Here is a 17,895-nt window from a genome sequence, read left to right on the forward strand (position 1 = left end):
CTCTGCTCTCCGCATTTGATATCAAAATTGGCCGACTCTCGGCCAGCGTCAGGAAACAGACTTTGACCGAGTCTGATATTGCCCGTGCCTGCCATGTGGCAGATGACGCAATAAGCTACATAATGAGGAAAGACCATGAAAAGCGATCACGACATAATCACCAGAGAAGAAATGGTCGAGCTGACGGGAAGCCCACTTAAATCAAAGCAATGTGAGGTTCTTCGCCGGGCTGGAATTTTCTTCATGGAAAGGGCTGACGGACACCCAAAAACAACCTGGGGCCATTTCATGAACCCAATAAAATTTCGCAATTTACAGGAGGTGACGACGCGAAAAGATGATGAACCTGATTTTGGAGCAATATTTAATGGCCGGAAAGAGAAAGAACCCAGCAGATAACTGGATGCCGCCTCGTGTTTACCAGGGCAAAGCGGCCTACGAATTCAGGAATAAAGATAACAAAGCGATACGCCTGTGCGCATTGGATGCACCACGATCAGCCGTATGGCTGGCATATGAAAAAGCGGTCGGTGACGAAAAAGAAAGAAATACTTTTCAGGCGCTCACGGAACAATTCATGACCTCCCCTGATTTTATGGATTTGGCAGTCGAAACCAGGAAAGACTACACAAAATATTCCGGAAAAGTTCTGCCTGTCTTCGGGAAGATCGACCCGGATAAAATCAAACCTGAACATATTCGGCGCTATATGGATCAACGCGGTTTATCAAGCCGAACTCAGGCAAACAGGGAAAAAAGCTTTATGTCCCGGGTATTCCGTTGGGGTTATGAACGAGGTTATGTTCAGAGGAATCCTTGTCAGGGAGTTAAACAGTTTAAAGAGAAAGCTCGCGAACGTTATATTACGGATGAAGAATATCAGGCCGTTTATGAAGTGTCTCCTGATGTTGTTCGCGTAGCAATGGAGATTGCCTACTTATGCGTGGCCAGACAGAGTGATGTACTTTCATTGCAGAAAGACCAGCTGTTCGATTCCGGGATCTACATTCGTCAGGGAAAAACCGGCGTTAAGCAAATCAAAGCCTGGTCGCCTCGACTGCAGAAAGCGATAGCTCTGGCTCGTTCTCTGCCATTAAAACCGGGAATCAGTAGCCTGTTTGTGATTCATCAAACTACCGGAGGCAAGTACACCCGTGATGGTTTTAATTCTCGTTGGCGTGATGTCAAAGCGGCAGCACAGGAAAAATATCCTCATCTGCAAATAGACTTCACATTTCATGATCTGAAAGCAAAAGGTATCTCTGATCTGGAAGGCAGCCTGGAAGAGAAGCAAGCAATTTCCGGGCATAAGAACCCACGACAGACAGCTGCCTATGACCGAAAAGTTAAAGTAGTGCCCGTAGTTGGTGGCCAGAGAAAATGAATAATGATGCGTCCAGAGATCTTCGGACGCATCTTCGGAAATGAAAAAGAAGATACAAAAAAACCACCCGAAGGTGGTTTCACGACACTGCTTATTGCTTTGATTTTATTCTTATCTTTCCCATGGTACCCGGAGCGGGACTTGAACCCGCACAGCGCGAACGCCGAGGGATTTTAAATCCCTTGTGTCTACCGATTCCACCATCCGGGCTCGGGAAAAATTGGAGGCGCGTTCCGGAGTCGAACCGGACTAGACGGATTTGCAATCCGCTACATAACCGCTTTGTTAACGCGCCGAATTCTTCATGCTTTTCAGCCGGACACCCGCTTAACGCCGATGCCTTTTAAACTGGAGCGGGAAACGAGACTCGAACTCGCGACCCCGACCTTGGCAAGGTCGTGCTCTACCAACTGAGCTATTCCCGCAATCATCAAGCAATCAGCTAATCACTTGATTTTATTATCGTCTGGCAATCAGTGCCGCCGTTCGATGCGTTGCATTCTACTTACCTGACGCGATGAGTCAACGATATTTTTCATCACTTTTGATCGTTTGCTGAATTTTGCGCCGAAACGATCACTGATCAAGCAAATCTGCGCGAGCTGCGCTCAAATATTGCAACATAGACCACAGAGTCAGTACCGCAGCCACAAAGAAAAGGGCAATACCGGCGTACTCAACCCAAATGTTCGGACGCCATAACAGCCAGGCCAGCGCCACCATCTGGGCAGTCGTTTTCACTTTACCAATCCAGGACACGGCCACACTGCTGCGTTTACCGAGTTCAGCCATCCACTCGCGCAGAGCAGAAATAATAATTTCACGAGCGATCATCGTTGCCGCTGGCAAAGTGACCCACCAGCTATGGTAATGCTCAGTTACCAGCACCATAGCAATGGCAACCAGCACTTTATCTGCTACTGGATCAAGGAAGGCACCAAAACGGGTACTCTGATTCCAGCGACGCGCCAGAAAACCATCGAACCAGTCAGTCACCGCTGCGACGCAGAAAATGAGCGCGGCAGCAAACGGTGACCAGGTAACAGGTAGATAAAAAACCAATACAAAGAATGGGATAAGGATGACACGGAACAGTGTGAGCAACGTAGGGATATTAAATTGCATAATGACGGGTAACTATCTGTTGTCAGTAAGATTACCCCTATGTTGCTACAGAGACATCAATGTTTCAACGACCAGAAGATCTTTTCTGCCAGACCTTGCGAAATACCCGGCACTTTTGCAATTTCTTCGACGCTGGCGTTACGTAAACCTTGCAAACCGCCCATATATTTCAACAACATTTGCCGACGTTTTGGCCCGACACCTTCAATGGTTTCCAGAGTGCTGGTATTTTTGACCTTCGCCCGTTTTTTGCGATGCCCGCCAATCGCATGATCGTGTGATTCATCGCGAATATGCTGGATGACGTGCAACGCAGGCGAATCTGGCGGTAAGCTAAAGCCCTCTCCTTCCGGCTCGAAGAACAATGTTTCCAGCCCAGCCTTACGGTCGGCCCCTTTGGCAACGCCAAGTAACAGTGGATGGTTTTTATCCCATGGGACGTCCAGCTCGGCGAAGACATTTTTCGCCTGCGCAAGTTGTCCTTTGCCGCCATCAATCAGGATCACGTCCGGAATCTTACTTTCATCGATGGCTTTACCATAACGCCGACGCAACACCTGATTCATCGCAGCATAATCATCGCCCGGCGTAATGCCATTGATGTTATAGCGCCGATATTCCGCACGCAGTGGGCCATTAGCATCAAACACCACACACGAGGCGACAGTTTGTTCGCCCATCGTATGGCTGATATCGAAACACTCCATCCGCTTCACTTCCGGCAATTTCAACACGCTGGCAAGCGCTGTCAGTCGCTGATGAACGGTTGATTGCTGCGAAAGTTTGGTGGTTAACGCTGTTGCTGCATTCGTCCGCGCCAGTTTCAGGTAACGCGCCCTGTCGCCACGCGGTTTGGTCTGAATGTTTATCTTGCGCCCCGCCAGTTCTGATAATGAATCGGCGAGCAGTGTTTTATCGCTAAGGTTAAAGTCGAGCAGGATCTCACCCGGGAGAGTGCGCATCTGGCTGCCCTGTAAATAGAACTGACCAACAAAAGTTTCCACTACTTCACCCAGTTCCGTACCGCCCGGCACCTTCGGGAAATAGCTACGGCTACCAAGCACTTTGCCCTGACGAATAAACAAAACGTGGACGCATGCCATGCCCGCATCGAACGCAACGCCAATAACATCAAGGTCGTCGCCAGTGTTAGAGACAAATTGTTTTTCGGTGACGCGTCGCACCGCCTGAATTTGGTCGCGAATACGTGCCGCTTCTTCAAACTCCAGATTCTGGCTGGCTGTTTCCATGCGGCTAATCAGTTGCTTAAGCACCTGATCGTCTTTACCCGATAAAAACAGGCGCACATATTCAACCTGCTGGGCATACTCGTCTTCGCTAACCAACCCGGCCACGCACGGCCCAAGGCAGCGCCCTATCTGATATTGCAAACACGGACGCGAGCGGTTGCGATAAACGCTATTTTCGCACTGGCGAATGGGGAAAATCTTTTGCAGCAACGCCAGAGTTTCACGCACCGCATAACCATTCGGGAACGGGCCGAAATACTCACCCTTAGCGTGCTTCGCACCGCGATGCATCGCCAGACGTGGATGGGTATCGCCACTGAGGAAAATAAAGGGGTAAGATTTATCATCGCGTAACAAAACGTTGTAACGCGGTTGATAGAGTTTGATGTAGTTGTGTTCCAGCAATAATGCTTCGGTTTCAGTATGAGTCACCGTGACATCGATTTGCTGGATCTGGGCGACCAACGCTTCCGTTTTGCGCGAAGCGAGATTGCTACGGAAATAGCTGGAAAGCCGTTTTTTCAGGTCTTTCGCTTTGCCGACATAAATTACCGTACCACCAGCATCATACATGCGATAAACGCCTGGCTGGCTGGTGACGGTTTTTAAAAACGCTTTTGCGTCAAACTGAACACTCACTGACTTGTTAACGTCTCCGCATTACACAGACCGTGGCGAATTGCCAGGTGAGTTAGCTCAACATCGCCATGAATGTTTAATTTACTGAACATACGGTAGCGATAGCTGTTCACCGTTTTCGGGCTGAGATTAAGCTGTTCTGAAATCTCATTGACCTTCTGGCCTTTGGTAATCATCAGCATAATCTGCAATTCGCGTTCAGACAAACTGGCAAATGGGCTTTCTGTTTTTTCTGGTTCGATCTGACTTAACGCCATTTGTTGCGCAATGTCAGAAGCAATGTAACGCTGCCCAGAATAGACAGAACGAATCGCGCTCACCACCTCCTGCGGGGCCGCACCTTTGCTGAGATAGCCCGCAGCGCCGGCCTGCATGACTTTTGCTGGTAAAGGATTTTCGGTGTGAACCGTAAGCATGATGATTTTGACATCTGCGGTTGAACGGGCGATTTTACGCGTCGCCTCAAGGCCGCCAATGCCAGGCATACTCATGTCCATTAGCACCACGTCGACGGAATTTGCCCGGCACCACTTAACGGCATCCTCACCACAGGAAGCCTCACCAACGACTTTAATACCCTTTATATCTTCCAGAATGCGTCGTATCCCTGCGCGCACCAGTTCGTGGTCATCAACAAGTAGAACGTTGATCAAAGGAATATCTCCAGAAATAGGGATAACGCTACTGATAGTTAGTCGTCCGTATATTAGCGGGTTTTATTGCAACTTTGAAACGTTAAAAATGGTGGGTATTCGATTTTTCTCTCATTTTTGATAATTCGATTGTCCACAGTTATGGTCACGTCCGTCACAAAAAAGCTATCGGAGCGTTGTAAGCTGTCTGTTAGACTGAAATGTGACAAAAATTGACTTTATTCAGCATAAATGAAAAATCATCGGCATGAATATGTAACATTAATTAACTCAATAAATACGCACAAAAAACATTCATGATATAAATATTTATTAACCACTATATTAACTCATTTAATATCAATGAGGCGTCAGCGACCAAAAAACAACCACTGCTATTTTTAGCAAAGCTTATGGTATACTCCGCCGCCTTAACATTTTTTACTGCAAATTTTCATTGCAACATGACGAGGAAAATAAATGAGTACGCCTGATTTTTCTACTGCCGAGAATAATCAAGAACTGGCAAATGAAGTCTCCTGCCTGAAAGCGATGCTGACGCTGATGCTGCAGGCGATGGGACAAGCTGACGCGGGCCGCGTGATGTTAAAGATGGAAAAACAGCTTGCGCTGATCGAAGACGAAACCCAGGCTGCGGTATTTTCCAAAACGGTTAAGCAAATTAAACAGGCCTATCGTCAGTAATATAAAACCGGCTGAAAGCCCCCCTTTCAGCCGGTTTTGCATCTGGCACGCAGAATGTAATAGAGATCATATTAAGCCAGTTGCGGCAGCGTAACAGGCAACCTGGGTCTTATTCGGCGCGTTGATTTTTTTCTGCATGTTTTTCTGATGAAAATTAACCGTGTTCTCGGAGATTGACAAGATCATCGCTATCTCTGCCGATGTCTTACCTTCCGCGGTCCATTTCAAAATTTCCTTTTCCCGCTTACTGAAATTCATCTCCGGCGTCATCACTATTTGATCATTTAAACGCATCAGCGCCATCAAACTTTCGCGCACCAGTAGCTGCATTTTTAATTGCAACTCATCACTAAGAACGGGTATTTCGCGCGTGCTGCTACGAGAAAATGACAAAAATCCCAACGCCCGGTTCGGTAGCATTAAATACTGAGTGACTCCCCTGCGTAAACCATGTGCACGCGCAGCCTCCCATAATGGCTGGGCTTCACTGAATAAGTCATCATTCCACAATAAATGGCCCTGACTGAAGTTTTCAGGGTTGAGCACGGGATCAATAGCGAGAAAGTTTTTTGCCTGGTAATAACTGACCCATGACTCGGGGTAGTTGGTGTAAAACGCCACTTTTGGCCGAGTAAACGGTACTGGGTGACGCACACATAATGAATAGAAATCGTACTCAAGTTGGTGAGCCTGAAGCTCTATTTCATGGTAGACCTCTTCTGCGGCCTCCATCCTCTGAAAGCGTGACAGCATTGTGCGACGCCAGCTAAAAAAATCCGTATCCTGCATAGTAAACCGCAATGCCCCTGAGAGTGAGTATCATTTATACTGAAAACTCAAGCTATCACATAAATAAGATTTATATATAATTTATATTATTCAGATAATGAATTACTTTTGCAAGACATCGCATTCTCTTATGTTATTAATGAGTTATGCTGATTTATTGACCGTTTATTCAGCCTTCAGAAGAGTGGATCGCCCCGGTCATTAACCCACCGGGGCTGATTTTTTCTTATTATTGCAGTAGAAATTTCTCGAGAAACTGGCGGGTGCGGGGCTGCTGTGGATTGGCAAATAACGCTTTCGCCGATCCCTGCTCTACTATCCGCCCCTGGTCCATAAAGATCGCGCGGTCAGCAACGTCGCGGGCAAAACTCATTTCGTGCGTGACAATGACCATTGTGCGTTTTTCCTGCGCCAGCTGGCGGATAGTATTCAGAACTTCGCCCACCAACTCTGGGTCCAGGGCCGACGTTGGCTCATCAAACAAAATCACCTCGGGGCGCATCGCCAGCGCTCGGGCAATCGCCACACGCTGCTGTTGACCGCCAGATAAACGACGTGGATAGCTGGTTTCTTTGCCTGCAAGGCCAACTTTCGCCAACAATTCACGTGCGCGCGCCGTGGCATCCTCTTTAGGTTCACCTTTGACAATCACCGGCCCTTCAATAATGTTTTCCAGCACCGTACGATGCGGAAACAAATTAAAGTTCTGGAAAACAAAACCAACGTGCTGGCGCAACTGACGAATCAGGGATTTTTGCTGACTTAACGAACGCGCGGTATCAATGGTGATATCCCCGACGGTAATCGTCCCCGCTTCTGGTTGTTCCAGCAAATTTATACTGCGTAGCAACGTGGTTTTCCCGGAGCCGCTTGGGCCTATAATCGCCACTACTTCGCCGGTTTTAACCTCCAGATCTATGCCATGCAGCACCGTCTGACCGTGGAATTTTTTCACCAGGTTTTTAACGTCAATGGCACTCATTTTGGCTCCCTCTCCTGGCGATTAAGTTGATTCTCAAAATGGTTCTGCAACGTCGATAACACCGTCGCCATAATCCAGTAGATGAGCGAAGCCGCCAGATACATGGTGAAAACTTCCAGTGTGCGCGAAGTAATCAGCTGCGCCTGACGGAACAGCTCTGGCACCTGAATCGTCGCAGCCAGAGAAGTATCTTTTACCAGGCTAATAAAACTGTTCGACAGCGGCGGCAGTGCTACCCGCGCAGCCTGTGGCAAAATAGCACGACGCATAGTTTGCCACGGCGTCATGCCGATACTGGCAGCCGCCTCCCACTGACCTTTATCAATAGATGAAATCGCTGCCCGCAGCGTTTCGGCTGCATAGGCGGCGGTGTTCAGTGACAGGCCAATCATCGCTGACGGAATCGGGTCTAATTCAATACCAAACTGCGGTAAACCGTAGTAGATCATAAACAGCTGTGCGATGAGTGGCGTACCACGGAAGATGGAGATATAAAAACGCGCCAGCCAGCGCACAGGCCAGACGGGCGACAAGCGCATCAGCGCGAGAATAAATCCCAGCAGTAAGCCAAAAAACATGCCGCCGATGCTGAGTTGCAGCGTATACCCTGCCCCTTTCAACAGGAACGGCAGAGAATCAATAACCAGTTGTATACTTTCTTGCATGAGCATTTCCGGCGCTAAACGTGGGGATGATAGGCGAACAGTGCAGGCGCGCCCCCGGTATGAATAAACAGAATCGGTCCTTCATCTTTGAAGCGTTTCTGACTTATACCATCAATCAGCCCCGCCATCGCTTTTCCGGTATACACGGGATCAAGCAGAATGCCTTCCAGACGCGCCAGCAGTTTCACCGCCTCCATGCCTTCGTCATTCGGCACACCGTAGCCAGGCGCAAAATAGTCATCCCAGAGTAAAATTTCCGCTGATGCAGTCAGCTCCAGTTCTTTCGCGATCGCCTGTTGTAGGCTAACCACTTTCGGTAACTGGTCAGCAACAGAACGTGAAACAGTCACGCCAATCAGTTCTGTTTCAGGCATCAGTTGTTCCAGCCCTACTGCAAGCCCGGCGTGAGTTCCGGCACTGCCTGATGCCACCACCACCGACGATATGTTAACCGCCCCTTCACACTGCTGGGCGATTTCCAGCGCACTCTCCACATAGCCCAACGCGCCTAAAGCATTGGAACCGCCAACCGGAATGACGTATGGGCGAAAGCCTTGCGCTTCGACGCGAGTCGCTAACTCTTCCAGTTGGGCATCAGGATCGGTCAGCGCATCGCACATTTCAATCTGGGTATTGAACAGATCCAGCAACAAGCGGTTGCCGTTAGTTAAATAGTTTTCTGCGGTAGTACCAATGGGATTTTCCAGCAGCGCCACGCAATGCAAACCGAGTTTTGCAGCCACTGCGGCTGTCTGGCGCACATGGTTAGACTGAATCGCTCCGGCTGTAATCAGTGTGTCGGCACCTTCGCGCAAGGCGTCTGCTGCGAGAAATTCCAGTTTGCGTAACTTATTTCCGCCCATAGCCAACGGGGTGACGTCATCCCGTTTGATGAAAATGTCCCGCCCGAGATAATCAGAAAAACGTGGCAGATATTCGAGCGGTGTCGGTGCGCCGATAAACTCCAGCCGTGGAAAACGAGTTAAATTATGCAGTGGCATAAAAGCCTCCGATGTGTGTTGTTGTGATCTTGTTATTATGCACGCAGGAAACGTATAAATAAAAAATGCGCCGATTAAAGCGCCCTTTTTTGTCATTTTGCCCCGCCCAGAGTAGCGTTGACACGTTCCTGGCTGTGAGTTCAACCGAGGGATGCAACACACTGGTTAAACCGATCTGCGGATGATTCATAGTTTAGCGTTTTTCTCAGTCTTTCGTTGAGCATATGGCAACTGTAGTACCCATGGATACCGGGCGATAGCAGATAGTGTGTTAATAGAATCAGATTTGTGGTCGCGTGATACTGTTGAATGTCCGATGGGTCATCAGGAACGTAACGGTGTAAAGGCTGCTTATGTCCATAAAGCAGAAAATCTGATGTCCCCTGGTTACGGGGATAACTTCTCCTGGCATCTTAGGTTGATCAAGCATGGTTATCCATACCCGTTCATTAATATGGTAATCATTATCTCTGCATTAATTATTATTTATATCCAGGTCTGTTTTTAGGATAAAAATATTATATTCCATGACGATACTTTCAGGCACTTTTCTTATAAAAAAAGCAGAAAAACAGTCACTATCTAAAATTACGCCAATCAATAAACAAACTAACATCCAGAAAACATTACAATTTCAAATTACTCGTCAAAAAAAATCAACCTGATTGCTTGAGATGGATTTTTTCTGTTTATTTGCAATAATGCTCGCATCGATCATTTGTATGATGATTAGATAATACATATTACTTCCCAATGACATTTACACAGTCAAAACATTTAACTCACCATTCTTAAACAAAAAAAATTGGAGCTTTTGTGAAAATCAAAATTAATAAAAAAGAAAGGTTTAATGTATATATAAACAACAGAAAAACATTCGGCGTAACGCAAGAGGGAATGAAGACTACATTACTTTGCAGTCTTATATCTGCCACTCTGACCATTCAGCCTGCTTTGGGAGCCAAAATGGAAGTCACTCTTTCTGAAGGAAACCCTGCAGAAATATCTGAAAATATCATTGGTGCTGATGCCTCGCATCACAGGCCAGATAATAATGATGATGGGGAAGCCGGTGAAGATGCTCTCATTGTTAATGTTGTACCAGGTTCATTACAGGATGAAAATATCCTGACAATTAACAGCGGTAGTCGCATTAGTGGCGGTGAAGGCGGATGTGCTGGTGATGATGATAATACGAAGATGGGATCTGCAGGAGGCCAGGGCGGCACAGCTATTACTGGAAATAATTTTACTCTTGTTAATTCTGGTGATATTTCCGGTGGTAAGGGTGGTTGGGGAGGTGATGGTAATGGCGGGGGCGATGGAGGTGAAGCAGGTACCGCTATTTCCGGAGATGATCTTACCATTACGAACAACGGAAGCATTACAGGTGGCGATGGCGGTATGCCTGGAGCCAGTGGTTATGGCGATGAGAGCAGTGGTTTAACTGGGACTCCTGCTGTTGGTGGGACTGCCATATCTGGCAATAATCTTCAAATAAGCAATAACGGAAATATCACTGCCGGGCAAGGTAGTAGTGGTGCCTGGTGGGCGGTATGGGGGTCTTCTGCCGGCAACGGAGGGAATGGAGGCACGGCAATATCCGGAAATAATATGGAGATAACAAATAATAATCACATTACAGGTGGCCAGGGGGGGGATGGTGCTCGCGGTGGTGAAGGTAGTGTCGAATTTACTACCGATCAAAATATTAATGGGAGTACCGGTGGTAGTGGTGGTATTGGTGGCACCGGGGGGATTGCCATATCTGGGAATAATATGGAAATAAATAATTATGGAAATATTATTGGCGGCACTGGTGGCACTGCTATATCCGGGAGTGATATTACGATAAATAATCATGGCAGGATATTGCCTGGTAGTGGCGGAAATGAAGGTCAAGGTGAATTTCCCGGGGGGGATAAATGGCAACAGAGGGCAAGATTGTGATACCGCAATATCTCTGAATGGTGGAACTAACTCGTTGAATCTCTACGCCGGTTCTACCATTCAAGGTGATATTGTTTTGAATAATGTTGAAAATAATGCTGATGGTAATTCTCTGTCCATTACAAATAAAGACTCCGCCAGCTCTGAAATAAAAGGCAATCTGAGAGCGGGTACAGGTACACATGTTTCCGTTTCGGGAGCTGATGTTTCCTTTAGCGGACTTTCGATATTTGACACAGATTCATCGCTGAATATGAGCACAGGTTCCAGTCATTTAACTGCCAACAGTATTCAGTTCAATAACGGTGCAGTGCTTAATGTTGATACTGCCATGACAATATGGAAGCAAAATGAGTACGGCTTGTTGACGACCTCCAAGGGCATAACAGGGCTCTCTGAAAATAATATTTATCAGCATAATAATCTACTGAGTGATGGTGCTGAAGACTATGTTTTAACATCACTTAGTGGTAACGGGCAGACAGTAAACGAGGTTAGTTCTTCCCTGAAGTGGAATGACCCTTCAGGAAATGGATATGGCACGTTTGACCTGAGATATGGCGCGGTGTTAGAGCTGAAGGTACGACTTGCAGATAACAATGCGGCTCAGTTATCTCATGGCTGGGATGGAAAAACGCTGACCAAAGCCGGCGAAGGAACACTGATTCTGTCTTCCCAAAACACTTACACGGGTGTAACAGACATCCGCGGCGGCAATGTCCGCATGAACAGCAACAGTGCTCTGGGGCAGACCAGCGAGATTCGCCTGGCAGCTGACACCATGCTGGATATGAACGGTCACAGCCAGACCGCAGGCAAACTGAACAGCGCAGCAGGTTCCATACTGAACATTAATGGCGGTAATCTGACCCTCGCAGGTGGAGGCCTGTCTGCAGGTACCCTCATCGGCTCTGGCTCCCTGAACATCAGCGGTGGCGTGTTCGATATTACTGGTGCCACCCGCGCCCTGAATGCCACCATTGCTATCGCAGATAAGGCAATGGTGAAGGTGCTTAATACTGACGGACTGGGAGCAGGCTCGGTTAACACTGTCGGCACACTGATTCTGGGCAAGGCTGATGCACCTGTCATGCTTGCTAACAGCCAGGTCACCATCGCTCAGCAGGGGACACTCTCCGGCTCTGGTGGTGTCGCCGGGAACGTAACCAACAGCGGTACTCTTGACCTGAGAGCCGATGCTCCGGGTAACGTACTGACGATCGGAGGTAACTATACCGGTAACAATGGCATACTGCTCATGAACACCGCTCTGGGAAATGACAGCTCCGCAACAGACAAACTGGTTATTAAAGGCAATGCTTCCAGTCAGACCCGAGTGGTTGTTATAAATGCAGGTGGTACCGGAGCACAGACACTGAACGGTATTGAGTTGATTCATGTCGACGGAAATGCTGACAGTGCTGCATTTATTCAGGCCGGGCGTATTGCTGCCGGGGCTTATGACTACACGCTGGGACGTGGTCGGGGAAGCAACAGTGATAACTGGTATCTGACCAGTGGTAAAAACACGCCGTTCCTGCTGCGCGCTCTGAAAGCAATGCAACCCCCTGCCCCTGAACCTGCTCCGGGTGGTAATGACAACGACTTGCGTCCGGAAGCTGGCTCCTATACGGCGAACATGGCTGCAGCAAACACCATGTTCGTATCCCGTCTTCATGAACGCCTGGGGCCGATGCATTACACCGATGTGATTACCGGCGAGCAGAAAAAAACCAGCATGTGGATGCACCATGAAGGGGAACACAACCGCTGGCATGACGGTACAGGTCAACTGAAAACACAGGGTAACCGTTACGTCCTGCAGATGGGCGGTGACCTGGCTCTGTGGAGCCAGAACAGCTCTGACCGCTGGCATCTGGGTGTTATGGCTGGTTACGGTAATGACCATAACAATACAGATTCTGTACGTACCGGATACAGTTCAAAAGGCAGTGTGAACGGATACAACACAGGTCTGTATGCCACCTGGTATGCTAATGATGAGACACATAGCGGGGCTTATCTGGATAGCTGGGCACAGTACAGTTGGTTCGATAACGATGTGAAAGGTGACGGCCTGCCGGGGGAATCCTGGAAATCAAAAGGTCTGACAGCCTCACTAGAAACCGGTTATGCCTGGAAAGCCGGTGAGTTTACCGGCAGCCATGGCAGTCTGAACGAATGGTATGTCCAGCCTCAGGCTCAGGTTATCTGGATGGGCGTAAAAGCTGATGAGCACCGCGAACGCAATGGTACCCATGTTGAAAGCACCGGTGACGGCAACGTCCGTACCCGTCTGGGCGTGAAAACCTGGATTAAGGGACACAACACAATGAACGGCGGCAAATCCCATGAGTTCCGTCCGTTCGTTGAGGTGAACTGGCTGCACAACACCCGTGATTTTGGCACTCGCATGAACGGTGTGACGGTACATCAGGACGGCGCCAGCAATATCGGAGAAGTAAAAACCGGTGTTGAGGGGCAGATAAATGACCATCTGAACCTGTGGGGCAATGTAGGTGTACAGATCGGTGACGAGGGATACAGCGACGCCTCTGCCATGCTGGGTGTGAAGTATACATTCTGAACCGGGTAGTGGAGTAGCCAGCTCTTTATCAGTCAGTGCATGAGAGAAACGGGATAACTGTGCAATAACCGATGGTTATGACTGCGACCAGAATGCGCTGGCTGAACGAATAAACGGGCTCCTGAAAAATGAGCTTTTACTCTCGCGTCCTGCTGGCCCGGGAAATAGTAAAAAAACCGAGGCCATTTATAACCATGAGCGGCCACACCTGGCACTGAAATACAAAACGCCCGATGAAGTTCATCAGGCGTTTTACAGACAGAAAACTGTCAACTTATAGCAGGCCCCGTCAATACGTTGATTATTTGGTCACATCAGCACCAAACCATTTTTCCGAAAGGGCTTGCAAGGTTCCATCTTTTTGCATTTCCGCAATGGCATCGTTGACTGCTTTCAGCAAGTCTTCGTTACCTTTACGCAGCGCTACACCTGACTCCTGGCGGGAGAAGGCTTCGCCAGTTACTGCCAGTGTATCATTGGTTTTCTTCACCAAATCCAGCGCCGCCAGACGGTCAACCAGGATGGCATTAATACGGCCTACGCGCAGATCCTGGTACTTGGTCGGGTCATCATCATAGGTGCGCACATCAACACCCTGAACATTCTGACGCAGCCACTCTTCATAGTTAGTGCCTAAACCAACGCCAACTTTTTTACCTTTCAGATCGTCTGCGGTTTTAATTGTGCCTTCATTCCCTTTTTTCACCAGCGCCTGAATACCGGAAATGGTGTAAGGGGTAGAAAAATCGTATTTTTTCTTGCGTTCATCAGAAATGGTGACCTGGTTAATCACCACATCGATGCGTTTAGAATCCAGTGACGCCAGCATCCCATCCCATTTGGTCGGTTTTAATTCGGCATCAACGCCCAGATGTTTTGCCAGTTGTTGGGCAAATTCCACTTCAAAACCAGTCAACTTGCCGTCATCGCCCTGAAAGCTGAACGGCGGGTAAGTCCCTTCCAGTCCCACCAGCAACGTGCCACGCTCTTTCACTTTATTGAGCAGACCTTCGTTGGCAAAACTTTTCACGCTCATACCCGCAACCAGCGCCACGGCCATAACACCCATCAACGCCTGATGTCCCAGATGTGCTAGTTTCATATTCACCCCGAATGTTGTTTTGTTGGTTTGCAGTGTAGAGCCATTGTTTGTAAAAACAAAAACAACTCTGCTACATCTTATTCTTATTTAATATATATCAGAAGCTGACAGGCAGGGGGAATTCTGCGCAATATCACCGCGGGTTTGCGTCTGGTAACACTGATACTTACGTAATGCGATGCGGTAATTATTGGTGCTTGTGGTGGGTAGCCAGGGCGCCAGGTTTTCATCAAGAAAACCATCCTGCAGCAGGTCGGTGGAAATATCTTGCTCGCTTAAATAATTACCCAAACGACGCAGACGTACCACATACTCGCGCACAGTACCGGGGCTCATTTCAGTATGATCAAAGAGAAACTGCTTAAAGCCGATAATATCAAAAAAATCACTCTGCGTTTTGCAGTGTAAATCGCCGCAAAAACGACACAACGCGGACCATGATTTTTGTTCTTCCTGCCAGCCATTTTCATCAAGCAGTGTGTCGAGACGGGAAATCTCGATTTTATTCACTATTTTGCCGTCGCGAACCAGCGTAATGCGATCAAGTAGTTTACGGCAAAATGCGCAATGGGTCTGACTGTGTTTAAAGTCTTTAAGATAGCGACTCAATGGCCGCCTTTTCTGGTGCTGCATCATTATTAAGAACTCCTGGTATTCAAAATTAATGTGCGGCATTTACCTAAGTTATAACTTACCCAGCTTGGTGCGTAACCGTTTAATGGCCTGACTGTGTAACTGACTGACCCGCGATTCACCAACTTCCAGCACCGCGCCAATCTCTTTGAGATTAAGCTCTTCCTGGTAATAGAGCGTTAATACTAACTGTTCACGCTCCGGCAACATTTCGATGGCTTCCATCACCCGTTGACGCAGATTACTTTCCAGTAATTTTTGTAACGGGTTTTCCCGCTGATGATCGTCACTTACCAGTTCAATACTATCGCCGTGCTCTTCGCGCCACTCATCGTAGGAAAAGAGTTGGCTGTTATTAGTATCAAGCAACATTTGTCGGTAATCGGCGATTTCGATCCCTAAACGTTCTGCCACTTCAGTTTCTGTGGCGTTACGGCCAAGTTCCTGCTCCAGTTGCCCCATTGCCTGCGCCACTTCACGCGCATTGCGTCGCACGCTACGTGGCACCCAGTCACGGCTGCGAAGTTCATCCAGCATAGCACCACGGATTCGCTGCACTGCGTAAGTTGTAAATGCCGTTCCTTGCAGGGCGTCATAACGTTCAACGGCATTAAGTAATCCAATGCCGCCTGCCTGTAGCAGATCATCAAGTTCTACACTCGCGGGCAGTCGGACCTGCAGGCGCAATGCTTCGTGACGCACCAGCGGGATATAACGCTGCCACAGCGAGTATTTATCCATTACACCTTCAGCGGTATAGAGTGATTTCACGATAAACAACCCTGCGTTATATAAGTAATCGGCATAATTATCCGTTTCTGCAGGTTTTTTAATCGGACGATTAATGGGTGAAATAAGTGGTTATTTGGGGTGATCGGTAAATAACGAGCAGAATAACCCCGCGGGAGCGGGGTTAAGGGAGCTGACAACGTACGCTTTATCTTGCCGGATACGGCGTAAACGCCTTCTCCGGCCTGGACGAATATGCAAATTTAATTAATTGCGATTCACCTTGTAGGCCTGATAAGCGTAGCGCATCAGGCAATTTGGCGTTGGCTGTCATTATCGGTTAGTCCAGTTTTGGCGATTACCCCTGCAGCAGAGACAGAACTTGCTGCGGCACCTGGTTAGCTTTAGACAACACGGAGTTACCCGCCTGCTGGATGATCTGCGCTTTCGACATGTTGGACACTTCGGTCGCATAGTCGGCGTCCTGAATACGGGACTGCGCTTCAGACAAGTTGGTGGTAGTGTTGTTCAGGTTAGTGACCGCAGAATCCAGACGGTTTTGTACGGCACCGAGGGAGGAGCGGAATTTGTCGACAGAAGCAATCGCTTTGTCCAGCAGCGCCAGTGGGTCAGAGGTAGAAGCGCCGACAAACTCATCGGTCTTCGCGCCCCCGGAGAGCGCAACGGTCGTCGCGTTGTTTGCCCCTGCGGTTTTCGTTGAATCATCCGTTAACGCACCAGCTGCCGTCACTGCAAAATTCTTGCCCTGGAAGGTGACGTACGCGGCTGGATTACCCATATCATCGGTGGCGACTTTAATTAACTGGTCAGCCTGTTTAGCCGCCGTGGTCAGCCCATTATCAGTATCCGTGTAGCTTACATCCGTTTTGTTCAGCGATACTTCGCCGTTCGAGTGGTCAATGGATGCCGCATAACTGTCACTACCATACTGAACAACGAACTGTGCAGTCGGCACGCCGTCCTTATCCAGTACGTTATGGAAGGAAAGATCGGCTGCATTAACTGTTGTCCCTAGAGAGGCTGACAGCGTGGATGCTGCCGTCTTCAGGTCAACATTCACCACTACGTCGCCTTTAGCCGCAGTCAGTTCAGTAATTGAAGAACCGACATTCAGCGCATTTTTGGAAACGGAGAAGCCATTCAGCCCCAGCGTTGAAGAATCAATTTTCTGCAAATCGATAGAGATGGTCTGCCCATCATTCGCGCCAACCTGAATCTTCATCGAACCGTCTTTCGCCAGCACATTCACGCCGTTGAACTGAGTCTGACCGGATACACGGTCAATTTCATCCAGACGGGATTTGATTTCGTCCTGAATAGAAGACAGGTCAGAATCAGAGTTAGTCCCGGTCGTCGCCTGAACGGTCAACTCACGCACACGCTGCAAGTTGTTGTTGATTTCAGACAGTGCGCCTTCTGCGGTCTGCGCCAGAGAAATACCGTCATTGGCGTTACGCGCGGCCTGAGTCAGCCCTTTAATGTTAGAAGTGAAACGGTTAGCAATCGCCTGACCAGCGGCGTCATCTTTCGCGCTGTTAATACGCAGACCAGAAGACAGGCGTTCGATAGACGTCGACAGCGCTGACTGGTTTTTGTTGATGTTGTTCTGAGTGATCAGCGAGAGGCTGTTGGTGTTAATGACTTGTGCCATAATTTTTATTCCTGTTTTTTAGCTCTACGGTTTAAGTATTGGGCTTCCAC

Annotated in this window: 17 protein-coding genes, 3 tRNA genes and 2 pseudogenes; 8 read left to right on the top strand and 14 right to left on the bottom strand. The window is 48.4% G+C overall.

Features of this window, described 5'->3' with window-relative positions:
• Positions 1-135: 135 nt before the first annotated feature.
• Complete coding sequence (locus tag H9644_RS05035; protein WP_191773579.1) at positions 136-399, top strand: DUF4224 domain-containing protein; 264 nt, start codon at positions 136-138, stop codon at positions 397-399.
• The gene (locus H9644_RS05040) at positions 368-1,384 is read left to right on the top strand and encodes a tyrosine-type recombinase/integrase (protein ID WP_104274773.1); all 1,017 of its coding nucleotides are present in this window, start codon (positions 368-370) and stop codon (positions 1,382-1,384) included. The genes H9644_RS05035 and H9644_RS05040 overlap by 32 nt, the downstream gene beginning before the upstream one ends.
• 123 nt (positions 1,385-1,507) lie before the next feature.
• On the opposite strand, the gene H9644_RS05045 is transcribed toward H9644_RS05040, so the two are convergent.
• From H9644_RS05045 to uvrY, 6 genes are all read right to left on the bottom strand, one after another.
• Positions 1,508-1,594, bottom strand: a tRNA-Leu gene (locus H9644_RS05045).
• Between the two features lie 11 nt (positions 1,595-1,605).
• Positions 1,606-1,679: transfer RNA gene (locus H9644_RS05050), tRNA-Cys, on the bottom strand.
• Between the two features lie 54 nt (positions 1,680-1,733).
• Positions 1,734-1,809, bottom strand: a tRNA-Gly gene (locus tag H9644_RS05055).
• A 151-nt stretch (positions 1,810-1,960) separates the two neighbouring features.
• Positions 1,961-2,509, bottom strand: coding sequence for a CDP-diacylglycerol--glycerol-3-phosphate 3-phosphatidyltransferase (pgsA, locus tag H9644_RS05060; protein WP_001160187.1), 549 nt, complete (start codon positions 2,507-2,509; stop codon positions 1,961-1,963).
• A gap of 56 nt (positions 2,510-2,565) precedes the next feature.
• Complete coding sequence (gene uvrC, locus H9644_RS05065) at positions 2,566-4,398, bottom strand: excinuclease ABC subunit UvrC (protein WP_064529315.1); 1,833 nt, start codon at positions 4,396-4,398, stop codon at positions 2,566-2,568.
• Positions 4,395-5,051, bottom strand: coding sequence for a UvrY/SirA/GacA family response regulator transcription factor (uvrY, locus tag H9644_RS05070; RefSeq protein WP_064529316.1), 657 nt, complete (start codon positions 5,049-5,051; stop codon positions 4,395-4,397). The genes uvrC and uvrY overlap by 4 nt, the downstream gene beginning before the upstream one ends.
• Positions 5,052-5,356: 305 nt before the next feature.
• Between uvrY and H9644_RS05075 the strand changes: the two genes are divergently transcribed.
• A complete protein-coding gene (locus H9644_RS05075; protein ID WP_225567257.1) occupies positions 5,357-5,524 on the top strand; it encodes a hypothetical protein in 168 nt (55 codons plus the stop codon).
• Positions 5,511-5,735: a DUF2594 family protein YecF gene (yecF, locus tag H9644_RS05080; protein WP_000106474.1), complete on the top strand. Its 225-nt coding sequence runs from the start codon at positions 5,511-5,513 to the stop codon at positions 5,733-5,735. Before H9644_RS05075 ends, yecF begins: the two co-directional genes overlap by 14 nt.
• Before the next feature lie 66 nt (positions 5,736-5,801).
• On the opposite strand, the gene sdiA is transcribed toward yecF, so the two are convergent.
• The 4 genes from sdiA to dcyD all read right to left on the bottom strand — a co-directional run bounded on the left by sdiA (position 5,802) and on the right by dcyD (position 9,172).
• Positions 5,802-6,524 carry a transcriptional regulator SdiA gene (sdiA, locus tag H9644_RS05085; RefSeq protein ID WP_064529317.1) on the bottom strand — a complete coding sequence of 241 codons (723 nt, stop codon included), beginning with the start codon at positions 6,522-6,524 and terminating at the stop codon, positions 5,802-5,804.
• Positions 6,525-6,753: 229 nt separating this feature from the next.
• Positions 6,754-7,506: an L-cystine ABC transporter ATP-binding protein TcyN gene (gene tcyN / locus H9644_RS05090; RefSeq protein WP_064529318.1), complete on the bottom strand. Its 753-nt coding sequence runs from the start codon at positions 7,504-7,506 to the stop codon at positions 6,754-6,756.
• Positions 7,503-8,171 (bottom strand): cystine ABC transporter permease, encoded by a 669-nt coding sequence (gene tcyL, locus H9644_RS05095; RefSeq protein ID WP_001158230.1) that lies wholly within the window; start codon positions 8,169-8,171, stop codon positions 7,503-7,505. The genes tcyN and tcyL overlap by 4 nt, the downstream gene beginning before the upstream one ends.
• Positions 8,172-8,185: 14 nt before the next feature.
• Positions 8,186-9,172 carry a D-cysteine desulfhydrase gene (gene dcyD / locus H9644_RS05100; RefSeq protein ID WP_130208561.1) on the bottom strand — a complete coding sequence of 329 codons (987 nt, stop codon included), beginning with the start codon at positions 9,170-9,172 and terminating at the stop codon, positions 8,186-8,188.
• Positions 9,173-9,413: 241 nt separating this feature from the next.
• Here dcyD and H9644_RS21525 point away from each other — a divergent pair.
• The 4 genes and pseudogenes from H9644_RS21525 to H9644_RS05110 form a co-directional block, all read left to right on the top strand.
• Positions 9,414-9,548: pseudogene (locus tag H9644_RS21525) on the top strand (integrase); the annotation flags it as partial.
• A 440-nt stretch (positions 9,549-9,988) separates the two neighbouring features.
• Positions 9,989-11,122: a hypothetical protein gene (locus tag H9644_RS21530; RefSeq protein WP_064529321.1), complete on the top strand. Its 1,134-nt coding sequence runs from the start codon at positions 9,989-9,991 to the stop codon at positions 11,120-11,122.
• 331 nt (positions 11,123-11,453) lie between these two features.
• Positions 11,454-13,709 (top strand): autotransporter outer membrane beta-barrel domain-containing protein, encoded by a 2,256-nt coding sequence (locus tag H9644_RS21535; protein ID WP_225221267.1) that lies wholly within the window; start codon positions 11,454-11,456, stop codon positions 13,707-13,709.
• A gap of 23 nt (positions 13,710-13,732) precedes the next feature.
• Positions 13,733-13,989 (top strand): annotated as a pseudogene (locus H9644_RS05110) (integrase core domain-containing protein); the annotation flags it as partial.
• A 21-nt stretch (positions 13,990-14,010) separates the two neighbouring features.
• Here the strand turns inward: H9644_RS05110 and tcyJ are convergent.
• The 4 genes from tcyJ to H9644_RS05130 all read right to left on the bottom strand — a co-directional run bounded on the left by tcyJ (position 14,011) and on the right by H9644_RS05130 (position 17,845).
• Entirely contained in the window at positions 14,011-14,811 is an 801-nt protein-coding gene (gene tcyJ, locus H9644_RS05115) for a cystine ABC transporter substrate-binding protein (RefSeq protein ID WP_064529322.1), read from the bottom strand.
• An 87-nt stretch (positions 14,812-14,898) separates the two neighbouring features.
• Positions 14,899-15,450, bottom strand: coding sequence for a flagella biosynthesis regulatory protein FliZ (fliZ, locus tag H9644_RS05120; RefSeq protein WP_191773698.1), 552 nt, complete (start codon positions 15,448-15,450; stop codon positions 14,899-14,901).
• Between the two features lie 45 nt (positions 15,451-15,495).
• Entirely contained in the window at positions 15,496-16,215 is a 720-nt protein-coding gene (gene fliA / locus H9644_RS05125; RefSeq protein ID WP_064529323.1) for an RNA polymerase sigma factor FliA, read from the bottom strand.
• A gap of 316 nt (positions 16,216-16,531) precedes the next feature.
• A complete protein-coding gene (locus tag H9644_RS05130) occupies positions 16,532-17,845 on the bottom strand; it encodes a FliC/FljB family flagellin (protein WP_064529324.1) in 1,314 nt (437 codons plus the stop codon).
• Positions 17,846-17,895 lie beyond the last annotated feature (50 nt).

Source organism: Escherichia whittamii (assembly GCF_014836715.1).
GTDB lineage: Bacteria > Pseudomonadota > Gammaproteobacteria > Enterobacterales > Enterobacteriaceae > Escherichia > Escherichia whittamii.